The 16,892-nt window shown below is 69.7% G+C and carries 14 protein-coding genes; 7 read left to right on the top strand and 7 right to left on the bottom strand.

Annotated features, from left to right (window positions below):
- Positions 1-2: 2 nt before the first annotated feature.
- The 6 genes from N4G63_RS25650 (at position 3) to N4G63_RS25625 (ending at position 6,998) form a co-directional block, all read left to right on the top strand.
- Positions 3-2,477: a glycoside hydrolase family 95 protein gene (locus N4G63_RS25650; protein ID WP_314600622.1), complete on the top strand. Its 2,475-nt coding sequence runs from the start codon at positions 3-5 to the stop codon at positions 2,475-2,477.
- Positions 2,478-2,506: 29 nt separating this feature from the next.
- Complete coding sequence (locus N4G63_RS25645) at positions 2,507-3,571, top strand: substrate-binding domain-containing protein (protein WP_443112112.1); 1,065 nt, start codon at positions 2,507-2,509, stop codon at positions 3,569-3,571.
- 8 nt (positions 3,572-3,579) lie between these two features.
- Complete coding sequence (locus N4G63_RS25640; protein ID WP_314600621.1) at positions 3,580-4,722, top strand: ABC transporter permease subunit; 1,143 nt, start codon at positions 3,580-3,582, stop codon at positions 4,720-4,722.
- Positions 4,719-5,576, top strand: a complete 858-nt coding sequence (locus N4G63_RS25635; RefSeq protein ID WP_314600620.1) for an ATP-binding cassette domain-containing protein — start codon at positions 4,719-4,721, stop codon at positions 5,574-5,576. Before N4G63_RS25640 ends, N4G63_RS25635 begins: the two co-directional genes overlap by 4 nt.
- The gene (locus N4G63_RS25630) at positions 5,573-5,842 is read left to right on the top strand and encodes a helix-hairpin-helix domain-containing protein (protein ID WP_314600619.1); all 270 of its coding nucleotides are present in this window, start codon (positions 5,573-5,575) and stop codon (positions 5,840-5,842) included. Before N4G63_RS25635 ends, N4G63_RS25630 begins: the two co-directional genes overlap by 4 nt.
- A gap of 79 nt (positions 5,843-5,921) precedes the next feature.
- Positions 5,922-6,998 carry an aldose epimerase family protein gene (locus tag N4G63_RS25625; protein WP_314600618.1) on the top strand — a complete coding sequence of 359 codons (1,077 nt, stop codon included), beginning with the start codon at positions 5,922-5,924 and terminating at the stop codon, positions 6,996-6,998.
- A gap of 48 nt (positions 6,999-7,046) precedes the next feature.
- Here the strand turns inward: N4G63_RS25625 and N4G63_RS25620 are convergent, their stop codons facing one another.
- The 6 genes from N4G63_RS25620 to N4G63_RS25595 all read right to left on the bottom strand — a co-directional run bounded on the left by N4G63_RS25620 (position 7,047) and on the right by N4G63_RS25595 (position 14,420).
- Entirely contained in the window at positions 7,047-8,261 is a 1,215-nt protein-coding gene (locus N4G63_RS25620; protein ID WP_314600617.1) for an alpha/beta hydrolase, read from the bottom strand.
- Positions 8,262-8,360: 99 nt separating this feature from the next.
- Complete coding sequence (locus N4G63_RS25615; protein ID WP_314600616.1) at positions 8,361-10,535, bottom strand: TonB-dependent receptor; 2,175 nt, start codon at positions 10,533-10,535, stop codon at positions 8,361-8,363.
- A 195-nt stretch (positions 10,536-10,730) separates the two neighbouring features.
- On the bottom strand, positions 10,731-11,021 hold the full coding sequence (locus tag N4G63_RS25610) for a hypothetical protein (protein WP_314600615.1): 291 nt from the start codon (positions 11,019-11,021) through the stop codon (positions 10,731-10,733).
- Between the two features lie 53 nt (positions 11,022-11,074).
- Positions 11,075-12,562, bottom strand: coding sequence for a carboxylesterase/lipase family protein (locus N4G63_RS25605; RefSeq protein ID WP_314600614.1), 1,488 nt, complete (start codon positions 12,560-12,562; stop codon positions 11,075-11,077).
- A gap of 20 nt (positions 12,563-12,582) precedes the next feature.
- Positions 12,583-13,821 carry an MFS transporter gene (locus N4G63_RS25600; protein ID WP_314600613.1) on the bottom strand — a complete coding sequence of 413 codons (1,239 nt, stop codon included), beginning with the start codon at positions 13,819-13,821 and terminating at the stop codon, positions 12,583-12,585.
- A gap of 164 nt (positions 13,822-13,985) precedes the next feature.
- A complete protein-coding gene (locus N4G63_RS25595) occupies positions 13,986-14,420 on the bottom strand; it encodes a DoxX family protein (RefSeq protein ID WP_314600612.1) in 435 nt (144 codons plus the stop codon).
- 163 nt (positions 14,421-14,583) lie between these two features.
- On the opposite strand from N4G63_RS25595, the gene N4G63_RS25590 reads away from it, so the two are divergent.
- Positions 14,584-15,480 (top strand): LysR family transcriptional regulator, encoded by an 897-nt coding sequence (locus N4G63_RS25590; RefSeq protein WP_314600611.1) that lies wholly within the window; start codon positions 14,584-14,586, stop codon positions 15,478-15,480.
- Positions 15,481-15,500: 20 nt separating this feature from the next.
- Here N4G63_RS25590 and N4G63_RS25585 read toward each other — a convergent pair whose 3' ends face one another.
- Positions 15,501-16,886 (bottom strand): alpha/beta hydrolase domain-containing protein, encoded by a 1,386-nt coding sequence (locus N4G63_RS25585; RefSeq protein ID WP_314600610.1) that lies wholly within the window; start codon positions 16,884-16,886, stop codon positions 15,501-15,503.
- Positions 16,887-16,892 lie beyond the last annotated feature (6 nt).

The following is a 16,892-nucleotide window of genomic DNA, read 5'->3' as shown; positions in this document are numbered from 1 at the left end:
CGGTGAACAGCACGCGCATCACGCGCCGGCGCCTGGTGGCCGCCGGGGCCTTGGCACCGGCGCTGGGCCAGGCCGGGGACGCGGTGCCGGCGCAGACGCCAACGCTGGCGCCGGAGTCGGCGCCGCTCACGCTCTGGTATACGCGCGCCGCCGGTCCGTGGGTGGAGGCCCTGCCGGTGGGCAACGGCCGGCTGGGGGCGATGGTCTTCGGCCGGCCGGCGCAGGAGCGCCTGCAGCTCAACATCGACACCTTGCATGCCGGCGGCCCCTACGTGCCCGACAACCCGAAGTTCCGCGACGCCCTGCCCCAGGCGCGGGCACTGATCGCGCAGGGGCGCTGGCACGAGGCCCAGGCCGTGGTGGACGACGCGCTGATGGCCCGGCCGCGGCACCAGATGCCCTTCGGCAGCGCCGGCGACCTGTTCCTGGACTTTCCGGGCCTGCGCCAGGCGTCCGCCTACCGGCGCAGCCTGGATCTAGACACGGCCATCGCGCACACCCGCTTCCAAGATGGCGCATGCGCGCACCGGCGCGAGGTGTTCAGCAGCGTCGTCGACCAGGTCGTGGTCATCCGCCTCGAGGTGGACGCCGACGGCGCGCTGGACCTGGACATCGGCCACCGCCATCCCGGCCCGGTGGACTACGGCAGCACCCGGCCGGCACCGCAGGGCGTGGCCTTCGTCGGCGCCGACTGGGACCACCGCGAATCGCTGCGCGCGGCGCGGCGCCCCGGCACGCTGAGCATCGGCCCGGACGGCGACGGTGCCCTGCTGATCCAGGGCCGCAACGAGGCCGCACACGGCGTGGCCGGCGCGCTGCGCTATGCGCTGCGGGTGCAGGTGGTGGGTGATGGCGAGCTGCGCGCGGTGGGCGACCGCCTGAGCGTGCGCGGCGCACGCACGCTGACGGTGCTGGTAGCGGGCGAGACCAGCCATGTCGACTTCGGCCGCGTCGACGGCGACCCGGTCGAGGCGGTGCGCCGTCGCACCCGCGCGGCGGCGGCCCGCCCCTGGGCCGCCATGCGGGCCGACCATGTGCGGGCGCACCAGGCCCTGTTCCGCACGCTGGACCTGCAGATCGGCGATGCCGCCCCCCCTGCCGCCACCAGCTCCTCCACCGACCAGCGCGTCGCAGCCGCCACGCGGGGCGGCGATGCATCGCTGACCGTCCTGTACGTGCAGTATGCGCGTTACCTGCTGCTGTCGTGCTCACGGCCGGGCAGCCAGCCGGCCAATCTTCAGGGGCTGTGGAACGAGGGCGTCAATCCGCCCTGGGGCAGCAAGTACACGATCAACATCAACACCCAGATGAACTACTGGCCCGCCGGGCCGGCGAACCTGGGCGTCTGTGTGGAGCCCTTGCTGCTCCTGGTGGAGGACCTGGCCGTCACCGGCGCACGCACCGCGCGCGACAGCTATGGCGCGCGCGGCTGGGTGGCGCACCACAACACCGACCTGTGGCGCGCCAGCGCGCCCATCGATGGCGCGCTGTGGGGCATGTGGCCGCTGGGAGGCGCCTGGCTGTGCCTGACGCTGTGGGACTGCCACCAGTACCAGCCCCAGCCCGGACAGCTGGCGCGGCTGCTGCCGCTGCTCACCGGTGCCAGCCAGTTCTTCCTCGACACGCTGGTGGTCGACCCGGCCAGCGGCGGCCTGGTGACCTCGCCGTCGATCTCGCCCGAGAACGAGCACCACCGCGGCGCCGCGCTGTGCGCCGGGCCGGCGATGGACCGGCAGATCCTGCGTGACCTGTTCGACGCCACGCTGCAGGCCCTGGCCCTGTCGGGGCCGGCCGACCCCACGTTCACCGCGGCGCTGCGCCGCGCCCGCGAGCGGCTGCCGACCGACCGCATCGGTGCGCAGGGCCAGTTGCAGGAATGGCTGGACGACTGGGATGGCCAGGCCCCCGACCGGCGCCACCGCCATGTCTCGCACCTGTACGCCGTGTATCCGAGCAGCCAGATCAACGTGCGCGACACGCCGGCCCTGGCGAAGGCCGCGCGCGTGACGCTGGACGCCCGCGGCGACGAGAGCACCGGCTGGGCCACGGCCTGGCGCCTGGCGCTGTGGGCGCGGCTGGGTGACGCCGAGCGCGCCCACCGCATCCTGCTGGGCCTGCTGGGCCCGGTGCGCACCTATCCCAACCTGCTCGACGCCCACCCGCCGTTTCAGATCGACGGCAACTTCGGTGGCGCCGCCGGCATCCTGGAGATGCTGCTGCAGTCCTGGGGCGGTGAATTGCACCTGCTGCCCGCCCTGCCCCGCGCCTGGCCGAGCGGGCATCTGCATGGCGCGCGCGCCCGGGGTGGCCTGGTGGTGGACCTGGACTGGGCCGCCGGCCGTCTGGTGAGCGTGCGGTTGCAGGGACCGCCGCAGTCCGGCGTCACGCTGCGCCACGGCGGCAGGCTGCTGCGCCTGCGCCTCGGCGTCCATGGGCGCGGGCAGGCCGCCGGGGGCGACTTCGCGGCGCTGTCATGAGTCCGCCACGACACCGTGGATCACGAACGATGAAGACCAACCGCTTTCATGTGGGAGACGATGCGATGAAGACGACACTGACCGCCGCCGCTGCGGCAATGCTGATGATGATGTCCACGGGCGCCCATGCGGCCGGCCCGGTGGTGGGCGTGAGCTGGTCCAACTTCCAGGAGGAACGCTGGAAGACCGACGAGGCCGCGATCAAGGGCGAGCTGACACGCCTGGGCGGCAGCTACCTGAGCGCCGACGCCGGCGGCTCGCCCGAGAAGCAGATCGCCGACGTGGAATCGCTGCTGGCCAAGGGCGCCAAGGTGCTGGTCATCCTGGCCATGGACAAGGACGCCATCGCCCCGGCCCTGGCCAAGGCCAAGGCGCGCAAGGTGCCGGTGCTGGCCTACGACCGCCTGATCGAGGCGCCCGAGGTCTTCTACCTGACCTTCGACAACCGCGAGGTCGGCCGGCTGCAGGCCAGCGCCGTGCTGGCCGCCAAGCCCAAGGGCCGCTACGTGATGATCAAGGGCTCGCCCAGCGATCCGAACGCCGACTTCCTGCGCGCCGGCCAGCAGGACGCGCTGGCGCAGGCCGTCAAGAGTGGCGACGTGAAGATCGTCGCCGAGGAATACACCGACGGCTGGAAGCCCGAGGTGGCGCAGAAGAACATGGAGCAGATCCTCACCCGCCTGAAGGGCGGCGTGGATGCCGTGGTGGCCAGCAACGACGGCACCGCGGGCGGCGTGATCGCGGCCCTGGCCGGGCGCGGCCTGCAGGGCGTGCCGGTGAGCGGGCAGGACGCCGACCATGCCGCGCTGAACCGCGTGGCGCTGGGCACGCAGACGGTGACGGTGTGGAAGGATTCCCGCGCGCTCGGCAAGGAGGCGGCGGCCGCAGCCGTGCAACTGGCCAACGGCCAGAAGGTGGACGGCGCCGCACCCTGGGCCGGCGGCGAGCGCAAGGTGCAGCTGCAGGCCAAGTTCCTGGCGCCGGTGGCCGTCACCCAGGCCAACCTGGGCGTGGTGATCAGCGCCGGCTGGGCGCCCAAGGCCGTGGTCTGCAAGGGTGTGGATCCGGCGCGGGCGCCGGCCGCCTGCAAGTAAGCGCGGCCATGAACGCCCAGACCCGGCGGCAGGCGATGATGGTGGCCGTGCTGGTGGCCATCGCCATCGGTTTTCACGCCCTCACCGGCAGCTTTCTGACCGCCGAGAACCTCTACAACATCGCGCAGCAGACGGCGGTGGTCGGCATCGTCGCCAGCGGCATGGCCCTGGTCATCGTGGCGCGGCAGATCGACCTGGCCGTGGGCTCGCTGCTCAGTGCCGTGGGCGTGCTGATGGCCTGGCTGCTGTACTCGCAAGCGTGGCCGGCGCCGGCCGCGCTGGCGGCGGGCCTGGGCCTGGCGCTGCTGGTCGGGCTGTTCCATGGCGCCCTGTCGGCGGTGGTTGGCATCCCGTCCTTCGTGGTGACGCTGGGCGGGCTGGTGTCGCTGCGCGGCCTGGCCTTCCTGGTGGCCGACGGCAAGACCCAGCCGGTGACCGAGCCCTGGCTGCTGGCCCTGGGCGGCGGTGTCCATGGCTCGCTGGGCGAGCGCGGCAGCTGGCTGCTGGGCGCCGGCCTGCTGCTCGGCGTGTGGGGCTGGCAGTGGCAGCAATGGCGCGCACGGCACCGGGCCTTCGGCGCAGCCGGCGAGGCGCGTGCCGTGCTGCTGAAGGGCGCGCTGGCGGGCGTGGGGGTGCTGGGCGGTGTGGCGGTGTTCAACGCCTACCGCATCGAGGGCCAGGCCGAGGGCCAGGGCCTGCCGCTGCCGCTGGTGATCTGGATGGCGGTGGTGCTGCTGCTGGGCCTGCTGGCCACGCACACCCGCTTCGGGCGTTATGTGTACGCGATCGGCGGCAACCCCGACGCAGCCCGGCTGGCCGGCATCCCGGTGCGGCGCGTGCTGATCCAGCTGAACCTGCTGCTGGCGGCGCTGGTGGCCCTGGCCGCGCTGGTGGCGGTGGCCCGCCTCAACGCCGGCACCAACGCCATGGGCATGGGCATGGAGCTGACCGTCATCGCCGCGGCGGTGATCGGCGGTGTGTCGCTGGCCGGTGGCAGCGGCGGCGTGGGCGGCACGGTGCTGGGCGCGCTGATCATCCAGAGCATCGACAGCGGCCTGCTGCTGACCGACGTGGGCATCGGCTGGCGCATGGTGGTGCTGGGCCAGGTGCTGGTGATCGCCGTCGTGTTCGACCGGGTGATCCAGCGATGAGCGCACTGCTGGAAGTGCGCGGCGCGCGCAAGGCCTTCGGCGGCGTGCATGCGGTCGATGACCTGTCGTTCACGCTGGCGCCGGGCGAGGTGCTGGCGGTGCTGGGCCACAACGGTGCCGGCAAGTCCACGCTGATGCAGATGCTGGCCGGCGCGCTGCCGTTCGACGGCGGTGAGTTGTGGCTGGACGGGCAGCGCAAGATCTTCGACAGCCCCGCCGCGTCGCGCAGCGCCGGCATCGAGACCATCCACCAGAAGCTGGCGCTGGCCGACAACCTGGATGCCGTGGCCAACCTCTTTCTCGGACGCGAACTGCGCACGCGGCTGGGCCTGCTCGACGACGTGGCCATGCGCGCCGCGGCGCTGCCGCTGTTGGCGCGACTGAACCCGAACTTCAGGAACATCGACGATCCGGTCAAGTCGCTGTCGGGCGGCCAGCGCCAGGTTGTCGCGATCGCGCGGGCGCTGCAGTTCAAGGCTCGCGTGCTGATCATGGACGAGCCCTGTGCCGCCCTCGGGCCGGCCGAGACCGCCATGGTGCACGACCTGATCCGGCGCCTCAGCGCCGAGGGCGTCGGCATCCTGCTGGTCACGCACGACATGCCCGACGTGTTTGCGCTGTCGCACCGCCTGTTGGTGATGAAGAACGGCCGGCAGGTGGGCCAGTGTGCGACTTCCCGCGTCACCGAGGACGAGGTGCTGGCCATGATCATTTCAGGCAAGCCCCCGGCCGCCCTCACATCCCATCTCACACAGGGCGAGGCGTCTGCCGGCGGCCCTGACCTTTCAACCCCCGATGACCGTGGCGCGCAGGGCGCGCCCGCGCCGTCACCCACTCTCCAGCATCTGCCATGACTGAAGTGCCGACCTTTCGCCGATTTTCAGAACCCGAGCGCCTCCTGCTGCTGCGCGAGCGAGGCGTGGGCGAACGCGTGGTGGAGCGGCTCGAAGCCGCCGGCTATGGCTCGATCGCCCGGATCCACGAGGCGGGCGTCGACACGGTCGTTCACTCGATCGCACAGGCATGCGGATCCCGCAGCTGGGCCAACCGTCGGCGCGCCTTGCAACGGGTGCTCGCCTCCGTGAACGACAAGACGGCCTTGAACCGGTTTGACTCCTGAATTCCTTGAACGCTCTGCCAGTTGCTTGGCAGCGCGTTCTTTCGGCAGGCACCAGCCCTGAGATGAATCGGTTGCAGCCATGACAACAAGCCAGCTCGTTCTCACGCGTCGGCCTTTCGGCGCCATGCCTGACGGCCAGCCGGTGCATGAGTACACGCTGGTCAATGGCAGCGGATTGAGTCTGAACGTCCTGACGCTGGGCGGCATCGTCAGCCGCCTGGACCTGTCGGATGCCACCGGCCACAGCACCAATGTCGTGCTGGGCTTCGACCACCTGGACGACTACCTGCACCGCAACCCCTTCTTCGGTGTCATCGTCGGACGCTATGCCAATCGCATTGCACAGGGACGCTTTGAGATCGACGGTCAGGTGCACCAGTTGGCCTGCAATCAAGGGGCGAACTGCCTGCACGGCGGCGCGATGGGGTTTGGCACCCGGCTTTGGCAAGCGGAGCCGGCCGTGCCCGCACCAGACGAGGCCGTGGCCCTGGTGCTCAAGCGCATTTCCGAAGACGGCGAGGAAGGATTCCCTGGCCGTCTGCACATCACGGTGCGGTACAGCCTGGGCCTGGAGCGGCGCTGGCGCATCGAATACGAAGCGCGCTGCGATCGCCCCACCGTCGTCAACCTGACGCACCACAGCTACTTCAACCTGGCCGGCCAAGGTTCGGCTCTGGGCCACGAATTGACGATTCCGGCGCAGCGCTACACCGAAGTCGATGCGACCATGATTCCGCTGCAACATGCCACGGTGGCCGGAACGCCGTTCGACTTCCGCACGCCGCGCGTTGTCGACGAGCGCATCCGCCAGGCGCATCCACAACTCGTGCGCGCACGCGGGTATGACCACAACTGGGTGCTGGACGCGCCTTTCGATGGTGCGCTGCATTGGGCCGCCACGCTGCGCGATCCGGCATCAGGCCGCAGCCTGGAAGTCCACAGCACCGAGCCCGCGATCCAGTTCTACTCAGGAAACTCACTTGACGCCGGCCTGGCCGGCACCGGCGGTCGGGTCTACCGCCAGGGCGACGGGATCTGCCTGGAGACCCAGCACAACCCGGACTCACCCAACCGTCCCGTCAGCGCTGACTGGCCGTCCACCGTGCTGAGGCCCGGGCAGGTCTACCGCAGCGTCACAGAGCACCGCTTCAACTGAAGGGAACGCGCGGCACCGGGCACACGCGGCATCGCCACGCAGCGGTCGTCACGGGTTCACCACCGACGCGAAGAACGCCTTCATCCTCGCCGCGTGGTAAACGCCGTGCCGCTTGAAGGTGGCCTGCCGGCTGGCGTCGGGGCTCCAGTCGAAGAACGCGTGGTTGGCCCCGCCGATCTGCACGTACTCTGCCCGCTGGCCCACAGCCACCAAGCCCTCGACAAACGCCTTGCACATGGCGTCGGTGATCACCGGATCCTCGGTGCCGCGCGTCAGGTACTGCGGCACGGCACGCACCGTGGCGGGTGGAATGTGCCGGATGGGCTCGATCGCCGCCTTCCAGCCGTCATCAGCCGCCGGGTCGTCGGAGTGATGACTCAGAAGCGGGCCACCGAACACACCGTAACTGGGGGCCGCCCCCTTGATGGCCTGCGACATCTCCGCGCGGACATCGGCGGATGCTTTGCCCTTCGGCAGGTAGCTGGGCTTGAACTCGAAGACACCCGCCGTCCGGCCAAAGCCACCGTCGCCGATCCTGTCCACCATCAGCGATGCCACGGCGGCCAGGTGGCCGCCGGCACTGTCGCCCGTCAGCACGATGCGCGAGGCATCGCCGCCATAGGTGCTGGCATGGGCCATGATGTGGGCGATGGCGCCGTAGACATCTTCGACGAGGTTGGCCATCGAGTTGCCTGTGGCGTCGCCGTCCGCCTTGCCCGCCCATCGATAGTCGATGCTCGCCACCACGAATTCAGCGCCCCGGGTCAGCTCACGGGCCAGGCCTCGCATGATGTTTTCATCGTTGCTGACCCAACCACCGCCGTGGATGATGACCACGATCGGCAGCGGTCCCTTGGCGCCCTTCGGTGTGAAGACGTCGTACTTCAGCGGCTTCACGCCGGGTTTGGCATAGACGATGTCCTGCCTCACCACCACATGCGCCAGCTCGGACTGGCGGATGAAGGACGCACCGATGCGCATGTCCTGGGTGACAGTGACCTTGAAGCGTGGCGTCATCGACTCGTGGTACGAGACGCCCCAGCGACCGGGGACGGCGTAGTAGCCGGAATCCAAGGCATAACCCGCATTCGGCTGCGCGGTGACGGTCAGCACGGTGCCAGCAGGCAGCCTGCCGTTCGCCGGCACCGCCGGATCCACCGTGTACCGGCCGTTCTGCGCCGGGTCCAGCGTGACTGCAAATGAGTCTGCCGCGGCGCAGGGCACCGACGTCAGGCAGGCCGCCAGGCACAGGGAAAACCACATCGCAGTACGCGGCATCGGAGGGCCTTTCAACATGATGGCGCGCAGGCCGATACCTGGGCCGTCGCTGACCGGGTGGCCGGCGGGCCACCCGGTGCGGGATCAGAAGCGGAAGGTCGATCGAACGCCGAAGGTGCGCGGCTCGCTCATGTAGCCATAGTTGGTGCCGGCCAGGCTGGTGGTGCCCATCAGCTGCGAGGTGTTCTCCAGGTTCTTCACATAGACCTGCACGTCGAAGGCATCACTCGGACTGGTGTACATGATGGACAGATTCGACTTCGTGAACGACTGCTGGCGGAACACGATGGGTGCAGCCGTTGCCGTGCCCACGTCGGTGAGGTTGTAGGCCGACGAGTACTTGGTGCCCACATAGCCTGTCAGCCGTGCGCCGGACGCCAGATCCCAGTGGTGGGTGTAGCCCAGGTTCAAGGTGAACTGCGGCGACTTGTCCATGCTGCGGCCGGAGAAGTCGGCGCCGTTCGGCGTGTGGAAGTCGCTGTACTTGGCATCCAGCAAGCCCAGGCTCAGATCCACACGTCCGACGGGACTGATGCGGTACCGCGCGGTGGCCTCCAGGCCGCTGACGCTGGCGCGGCCGGTGTTCACCGTGACGGCAGAGTTGTTCACGATGCCCGTGCGTTGCATTTCGCTGTACTTGTAGTGGAACAGCGAGGACGTCAACTGCAGCGCATTGTTCAGGAACTTGCCGTTGACGCCCATTTCGTAGGAGTTGATCTTCTCGGGCCGGTAGATGAACTCGGGCTGGGTCCGGGTGTCGCCATCGTTGAATCCGCCGGCCTTGAAGCCCGTGGAGACGCTGGCGTAGAACATCTGGTTCGTCGCCAGGTCGCGTTCATAGCCCAGACGGTAGGTGGGGCTCTTCCACTTGCCCTCGCCATACAGCGGGGTGATGAAGCCGGTGGCGGGATCGAAGGTGCCGTCCGAGCTGAAGAACTGCTGGCCGCTGCTTCGCAGCTTTCTGTCGGAGGTGGTGCGCGCGCCGGCGATCAGCCGGTTCTGGCTGTCCAGGCTGTAGGTGATCTGGCCGAACACGGCCTTCGAATCGTTCTCGAGCAGGCCATCGGTATACCTGAGGATGCCGTAGCAGCTTGGCAAGCCGCCGCACTGGGCTGCAGTCAATGGGCCGGGCGCTGGCACCACGCCATCGAGCACCAGGTTCGTGGTCTTCTCGTTGTACGCGAACAATCCCCCCACCCACTGCAGCGGGCCGTTGTCGCGCGATGCAAGGCGCAGCTCATGCGAGGTCTGGTGCACATCGGCATCCGCGAGCAGCGCCAGTGCCGAAACCGAATAGTCCTCACGCTGCTTGAAGCTGCGGTCGCCGTAGATGTAGGTCAGGTTGGCAAAGCCCAGGTCGGTCTTGAGTTCTGCCTTCCAACCATACGACTGGTCGTTGAACTTGCCCTCCAGCGAATTGGTGGTGTCAACCAGTTTGCGGGTTGGGATGACGCCGCTGGTCAGGTCGTAGTAGTTCGGACCAGAACCCTTGTTGGCACTGAAGTCGTAGGACAGGTGCAGCGTGGTCTGCGGTGAGAACTTCGCCAGGGCCTGCAGGCGCAGCGAATCGGTGTGGACGTTGTCCCGGTTCTCGCCGAAACCGTTGGTGGCGGTCTTGGTCTGCGAGTAGCCATCGCGCCGGTTCGACGAGAACGCCATGCGCAGGGCCAGGCTGTCGTTGACCGGAAGGTTGTACGCGCCGTCGAACCGCATCTGGCCCAGGTTGCCCAGTTCGCCCGACACGTAGCCGCCGCGCACGCTGTTGGGCGCCTTGGTGATCACGTTCACCACGCCGGCGTTGGCGTTGCGTCCGTACAGCGTGCCCTGCGGCCCGCGCAGCACTTCCACCCGCTCGATGTCGAAGAAGGCGGAGCCGGCGGCATTCATCCTGCCGAAGTAGATGCCATCGATGTGGAAGGCCGCTGCCGGCTCGCCGCCCGGCGTGGTGTTGGTGTTGTCGATGCCACGGATGTTCACCACCACCGTGCTGCCGCCCGCCTGGCTGATCTGGGTGTTGGGAATCAGGTCGGTCAGGGCCTTGGCATCGGCCACGCCCAGTTCGCGCAGGTCATCGGCGCCCACGGCCGACAGCGAGGCCCCCACCTTCAGCGCCGACTGGCTGACCTTGTTCGCCGTCACGATGACTTCCTGCTCGGCCTTGGCCGCGGGGGCCGCCTGTGCGTATGCGCTGTTTGTCGAATAGGCAGACAGCGCAGACAGCATGGCCATGGCCAGGGGGTGCAGAACAGGTCTCTTCATGGTGGGTGTCTCCAGGCGTTGTGTTGCTTGAGTCAGGGAACGAATTGAGCGCACTGCCGACCTTGGCAGGCCGTCCAATGTGACCGGTCACATTTTGAGTTCAGCGTCTTGGCAGGGCATTGGAGAAAACCCGGTGAGGTGTGGCGCATTCAGCACGGACCCCGAGGCCAGCCACGCCATCCGGTCGATCGACGGTCAGCGAGAGTGCGCCGACTGCTGGTGGTGTCGCAAGACCGCCGTGTCAGTCGCGCGGATGGCGGCCAGTGCGCGTGCCAACGCACGTTTGCGGTTGCGCCAGGCCAGGTTGCCAACGCCGTCGCAGATGCGGTCGACGACGGCGTCGATGCCAAGCTCGTGCAGTTGCCGCACCGATTGAACTCCCGCCTGCTCGATGCGGTCGATCACGCCCTGTCCGATGCCAGGTGTGGTCAGCAAAATGCGGCGCTCCTCACTGCTGAACCGGTGCCCTTGAGCCGGGGCGGCCATAGCCGGTGGCGAGGAGCTTCTGCCCTGGCCGGCGCCAGGGCGAAGCGACTGCATCATGACAACAGCGTCACCAGCGTCGGCGCCCGCTGCTGGTGGTCCACGATCTGCCGACATGCTGCGGACAGCATGGGCTCCACGGTCGGGTCTGGCGCGATGCGCAGCATGCGGGGCACGCGGTCGTCCAGCGCCGGCCAGGGCGGCATTCCGGGGCTGTTGGGGTTGCCGGTCCGGACGAAGTTCAGCCAGTAGCGTGAGGCCAAGGCGCTGAGCGCATGGTCATCGGACGAATAGCCCCGATCTGGCGCGGCATGCAGCGTGGACATCACATACGGCACCTCCGCGGTATGGAAGGCGCCGTAGCGCTGCGTTTCGGGACCGGGCGGTGCATGGTCGAAGTGATAGGCGTAGACCGGGCTGTGCGTGTGGCCCAGGCGCTGCGATGCCCAGTCCCACAGCGCAGCCAGCCAGGCATCGCGCGAAGCGGCGTGGTAGGCCGCGCCCGTGTCACCGGCACAGGCCTGCCGGTAGGCCTCGGCGAGCGCCGGCGCAGCGCTGCCGGCCTGGCGTTGCAGCAAGGCGTCCAGCGCCGTCCCATCGTCGCCGGCGTAGGCCGGATCGAGGCCGCTGTTCTCGTCGGCGGTCTGGCCCACCAGCATCGGCACATCGCTGCCCAGGTGCTGCGGGCTGCGCTGGGGGGGCCAGGCCGGCAGCAGCACGCCGTCGACCATGGGCATGAAGCGCGGGCCAGGCGCCAGGGTGCGCGTGAGTGCGGCCACCGGCCAGCTGCGCAGCGCGTCAGGCGTCGCGGCCTGCAGGCTGTCGACGAACGCGCAGCCATCGGCCTCGGCCTCGGCGCGGTTGCGGATGGGTGCCAGCGTGGGCGGCCCGCTCTGCGCGATGGCGCGGTGGAACAGGCCGCGCGCACGCGGCGAGGCCACCAGCATGTGCACCGACAAGGCGCCGGCCGATTGGCCGGCCAGCGTCACGGCGCCCGGATTGCCGCCGAACGCGGCGATGTTGTCCTGGATCCATCGCAGCGCGGCCAGCTGGTCCTGCAGCCCGAAGTTGCCACCGCCCTGGGCGGGGTCTTCCTGGCTCAGCGCCGGGTGGGACAGGAATCCGAGCACACCCAGGCGGTAGTTCAACGTGACCACCACCACGCCTTGTGCGGCCAGCGCCCGGCCTTCATAGATCGGCACCGATCCCGAGCCCTGGCAGAACGCGCCGCCATGAATCCACACCAGCACCGGGCAGGGGCCGGCCGCGCGCGTGGCCGGGGTCCACACGTTCAGGTACAGGCAGTCCTCGCTGACCTCGTCCTGGACCACGTACTCCCGCGTCCATGGCCCGAAGCCCTCGGGCATCACGGCCTGCCAGGCGCTGGGCCCGTACTGCGTGGCGGCGCGGACACCCGTCCAAGGCGCCACGGGTGCCGGCGGGCGCCAGCGCAACGGACCGACCGGGGCTGCGGCATAGGGAATGCCGAGGAAGGCCTCGACCTCGCCCAGCCGCAGGCCCTCGACATCACCGGCGCGGGTCATCGCCCGCGGCGCACCCAGCGTCACTTCACGCCCTTGATCGGCACGGCCGCCAGCGCGCCCAGCAGCGCAAAGATGGCGGCAGCCCAGAACAGCGCGCCATAGTTCTTGGCCATGCCGGCCGCACCGATGGCCAGGAAGACCGGCGCGATGGCCGGCGCCAGCGATTGCGGGATGTTGTTGGCCAGGCTGATGATGCCGATGCCCTTGGCCGCGCCACCGGTCTTGTCGGGCAGCACCTCGGCCACCAGCGCCAGGTCGACCGCCAGGTAGACGCCCTGCCCCAGGCCGCAGATCGCGATGCCCCACAGGAAGGGCTCGAGCTGCGCGGTGGTGCCGATGACCGCCAGCCCCACGCTGTAAATCAGCGCCGAGACCAGCACGAAGACACGGCGCCGGGCGATGCGGTCGGACAGCCAACCGCCCAACAAGCTGCCGATCACCGTGGTGAACGTGGACACCAGCGTGCTCTTGAGCATGGTCTCGGGCACGGCGGCGGGGGCGATGCCCACCTTGTCCAGCAGGTAGAACACCTGGTAGCTCATCAGCGTGGCCAGACCCATGAACAGCAGGAAGCGGCTCAGCCAGGCCCAGCAGAAATCAGGCGCCGCGCGCGGGCTGATCCAGAAGCCGCCGAGGAAGCCCTTCCAGTCAAGCGGTGCCACGTCGGCGGGCGAAAGGCGGCGGTCATCCAGCCGCAGCATGAACAGCACCACCAGCACCACGGCCACCACGCCGGGCACCATGAACATGGCGCGCATGTCGGGCGCAACGGCCTGCGCCACCGACACACCCGCCACTACGCCGACTGGAAAGCCGGCGTTCAGGATGCCCGAGACGCGGCCATGCTGGCGTTCGGGCACCTGGTCGGGCAGCACGGCCAGCAACGTGGGGATCAGGAAGTTGAAGCCCAGCTGCGTGACGCACCAGCCCACCACCAGCATCGTGGCGTCGCCGGTGGCGATGAGGTAAAGGCCCGCCAGGCCCACCACCAGGCCGGCCAGGATCCAGGGGCGCCGCATGCCCCAGCGCGAGGTGGTGCGGTCGCTCAGCTGGCCGGCGACCGGATTGACCAGCAGCGACACCAGCGCACCCAGGCCCAGGGCCCACGACAGCACGGCTTCCTTGTTGGCCGGCGCCACCTCGGCGGCGCGCAGCGCCAGCGTCATCACCGGCGGCGTCAACAGCGCCAGGAAGGTGCCGAACATCGCCAGCGCATACAGCGCGGTGAAGCCGATGGAGGCGTCGGGTTTGGGGGGCAAAGGAGCGGTCGGGGTCTGCGGCATGCGGGTTCGCCTTCGGAGGATCTGCCCCCGACGGGCGTCAAATGTGACCGGTCACATTTTTTGACGGGATGCCCTGCCCCGGCATCAGGACAAACCCGATCGACGACCCCTTTCCCCGGGAGAAATCGTCGAACCGCCGCTCAGGCCGCTGCGGCGCGCTCGCGGAACCCGTTCATCGCGATGGCCACGCAGACCAAGGCCCAGAACACCGGGTATTCAAAGCCGCCCAGGTTCCACAGCCAGGCAAAGCCCTTGATGGCGTACAGCGCATACACCGCCACCGCCAGGGCTCCGGCCGCCCCCAGCGCGGCAAAGCGCGTGCAAAGGCCCAGGATCAGGGCCAGGCCGGTGCCCGCCTCCACCAGGGCGGCCAGGACCACCCAGGCTTCGGCGGGCTGGAAGCCGGCCTTGGTGAAGAACCCCACCACCCCCGGCGACAGGCCGCCCGCCACGAACTTGCCGGCCACATGGGGCAGCATGAAGGCGCCGGCGATCAGGCGCAGAAGGTTCCACGGTTGGGTCAGATCGAATGCGCTGGCCCGGATGGCGAAGTCTTGTCTGGTGAGTCCCAGCATGATGGTCAACCCGTCAAAAGTTGCGAGAGCCGCCTGGGAATCCGCCGCCGTGTGGCGCCGCGATCCCGGATCGGCAGCGCCAGTCTAGGCAGCGGGGGCCGGCTTGATTAGCCGGCTTCGGCGGGTAGCATGGTTGCGTTTCTGGAACACAAAGAGTCGCCAGATGTTGACCGCAGACAACCTGATCCTGTTTGCCGAGGTGGCCGCCGCGGGCAGCTTCACCGCGGCCGGGCGGCGCCATGGTCTGCCCAAGTCCACGGTGTCGCGCCGCATCGCCGCGCTGGAGTCGGCGCTGGGCCAGCGCCTGCTCACGCGCGGCACGCGCTCGCTCAGCCTCACGCCGTTCGGCGACGGCATCCTGCGGCATGGCCAACGCCTGCTGGAGGAACTGACCCAGGTGACCGACCTGGCGCAGCACCGGCAGCTCACACCCGTCGGGCCGCTGCGCGTGTCGCTGCCGCCCGAGTTCCAGGAGCTGTCGCTGCTGCCCCTGCTGCAGGACTACGTGGCGCGCTACCCCATGGTGCGGCTGGAGCTGGACCTGTCGCCGCACCGCGTCGACCTGCTGTCGGGCCGCTACGATCTGGCGGTGCGCATTGCGCGGCAGTTGCCTGATGACTCCGCGCTGGTCGCACGGCCGCTGGCCGAGTTGCGCCACGGCCTGTACGCCAGCCCGGCCTATCTGGCGCGACATGGCGCACCCGCCGGCCCGCAGGACCTGACGTCGCATGTCGCGCTGACGCTGATCGGCAGCGATGGCCAGCCCCAGGGCTGGCAGCTGACCCAGGGTGACACCACCGTGGCGCTACAGCCGCAGGGTCCGGTGGCCGCAAACTCGATCTCGCTGAACAGCGGCCTGGCGGTGGCCGGCGTCGGCATTGCCGGCATGTCGGAACGCTTTGCGGCGCCCTTCGTGCAGCAATGCGTGCTGCCGCAATGGCAGCTGCCCACCGCCACGGTCTGGGCGGTGACCCAGGGCCGGCGCCTGCTGCCGCTGCAGACCCGTGCCTTCATCGACCGGCTGCGCGAGGTGCTGGCAGCGCAGCCCGCGGCCGGCTGAGCCGGGCCGCGATCGGCCCCTCAGCCCATCAGCCGGGCCGCATCGGCGCGGGCGTCTTCGATCACGCGCACGGCCTCCTCCGGCAGCAGCGTGCCCTGGGCCAGATTCGCCTGCACGGCCTGCCCGACACGGGCCACATACCCAGCCGCGCTGCCGTAGCGTCGGCGCATGGCCTCGCGGTCGAAGTCCTGGTGGTAGCCGGCCAGGCGCACGCCCTGCTCGTCCACACCCACGTTGGTGGCGCAAGGCACCTCGTAGCCGGCATGGCGCACGCCGCCCGCCACCTGGCCATCGGCATCGCGCACCAGGCGGCCCTGACCATCCAGCACCAGGCGTGGCGTGGCGGCCGGCGCCCGGCCCTCGTGGATCCAGCACAGCAGCGCCCGCAGCGCCGCCTTCACCAGGTCACCATTGGGCACCCGGCTCCACAGCGGATGACGCCGCTGCGGCGCACTGCGCGCCAGCTGCGCCGTCAGGGTCAGCGGCTGGCCATCGGCGCACTGCGTGGCGTCGCGCAGCACCTGCGGATCGACATAGCCGGCCATCTCGGCCAGCGACACATGCGAGGCGCCCGCCAGCTCCCACCAGCGCTGCTTCGGCCCGTCGGCCGGCGCCACCGTGCCGGTGTACTCGGCATAAAACTCGGTGCCGATGCCGATCAGCGGCGCCGCCACGTCGTCGCGCGGGCGCGCCATCGGGCCGCGGTCATAGAGCAGGAAGCCGTCGAAGGCACCGCTCAGCGGCTGGATGCTGTCGTGATAACGCCCCAGGCGCACGGCCGACTGCGACTCGCCCGCCGCGATCACGGTGCGCGCCGGCGCCAGGCCCAGCGCCGCCGCCGCGGGCGCACGCAGCAGCCGGGCGATCTGGCTGAAGATGTCCCAGCACAGCACGTCGCCGCCGGCAGCGCCGATGAAGGCGTCGGCCGGATCCAGCACGCTGCCGTCCAGCGGGTCGGCAACCTCGGCCGCCACGCTCAGCCCGGCGTAGCGCGCCGGCTGCCATTGCACCAGGCGCTCCACCCCCACCCGCTGCACGCTGGCGCCCACCCACACATGGCCCTCGCGCAGCAGCAGTTCGCGGCTGGCGGCGAACATGAAGTCGATGTCCTGGCCGGCCGACACGTTGAGCCACTCCACCACCACCACGCCGCTGCAGCGCGTGGCCTCGCGCGGCCGCCGCACCAGCAGCCGCGTGGCGTAGGCGTGGCCGGCGTCAACCCATTGCGCATCGCCGGCAGGCGTCGTCGAGCGGCTGTCGAACCGGTCCGCCAGGCGGTAGCGCGCGGCCGTGCCTTCGATGCGGAACTCCTGCTCCACGTAGCCCAGCGGCTCGATCAGCGCCGCGGCCGAGTTCAAGGGCGACCGCGGGCCGCTGATCGGCTGGACGGATGGCAGTTTGCTCATGACGTA

The sequence above is a fragment of the Aquabacterium sp. OR-4 genome, assembly GCF_025290835.2.
Taxonomy (GTDB): Bacteria; Pseudomonadota; Gammaproteobacteria; order Burkholderiales; family Burkholderiaceae_C; genus Pseudaquabacterium.
The sequence above is the reverse complement of the archived record's forward strand: the minus strand, read 5'-3'. Positions and strand labels throughout refer to the sequence as shown.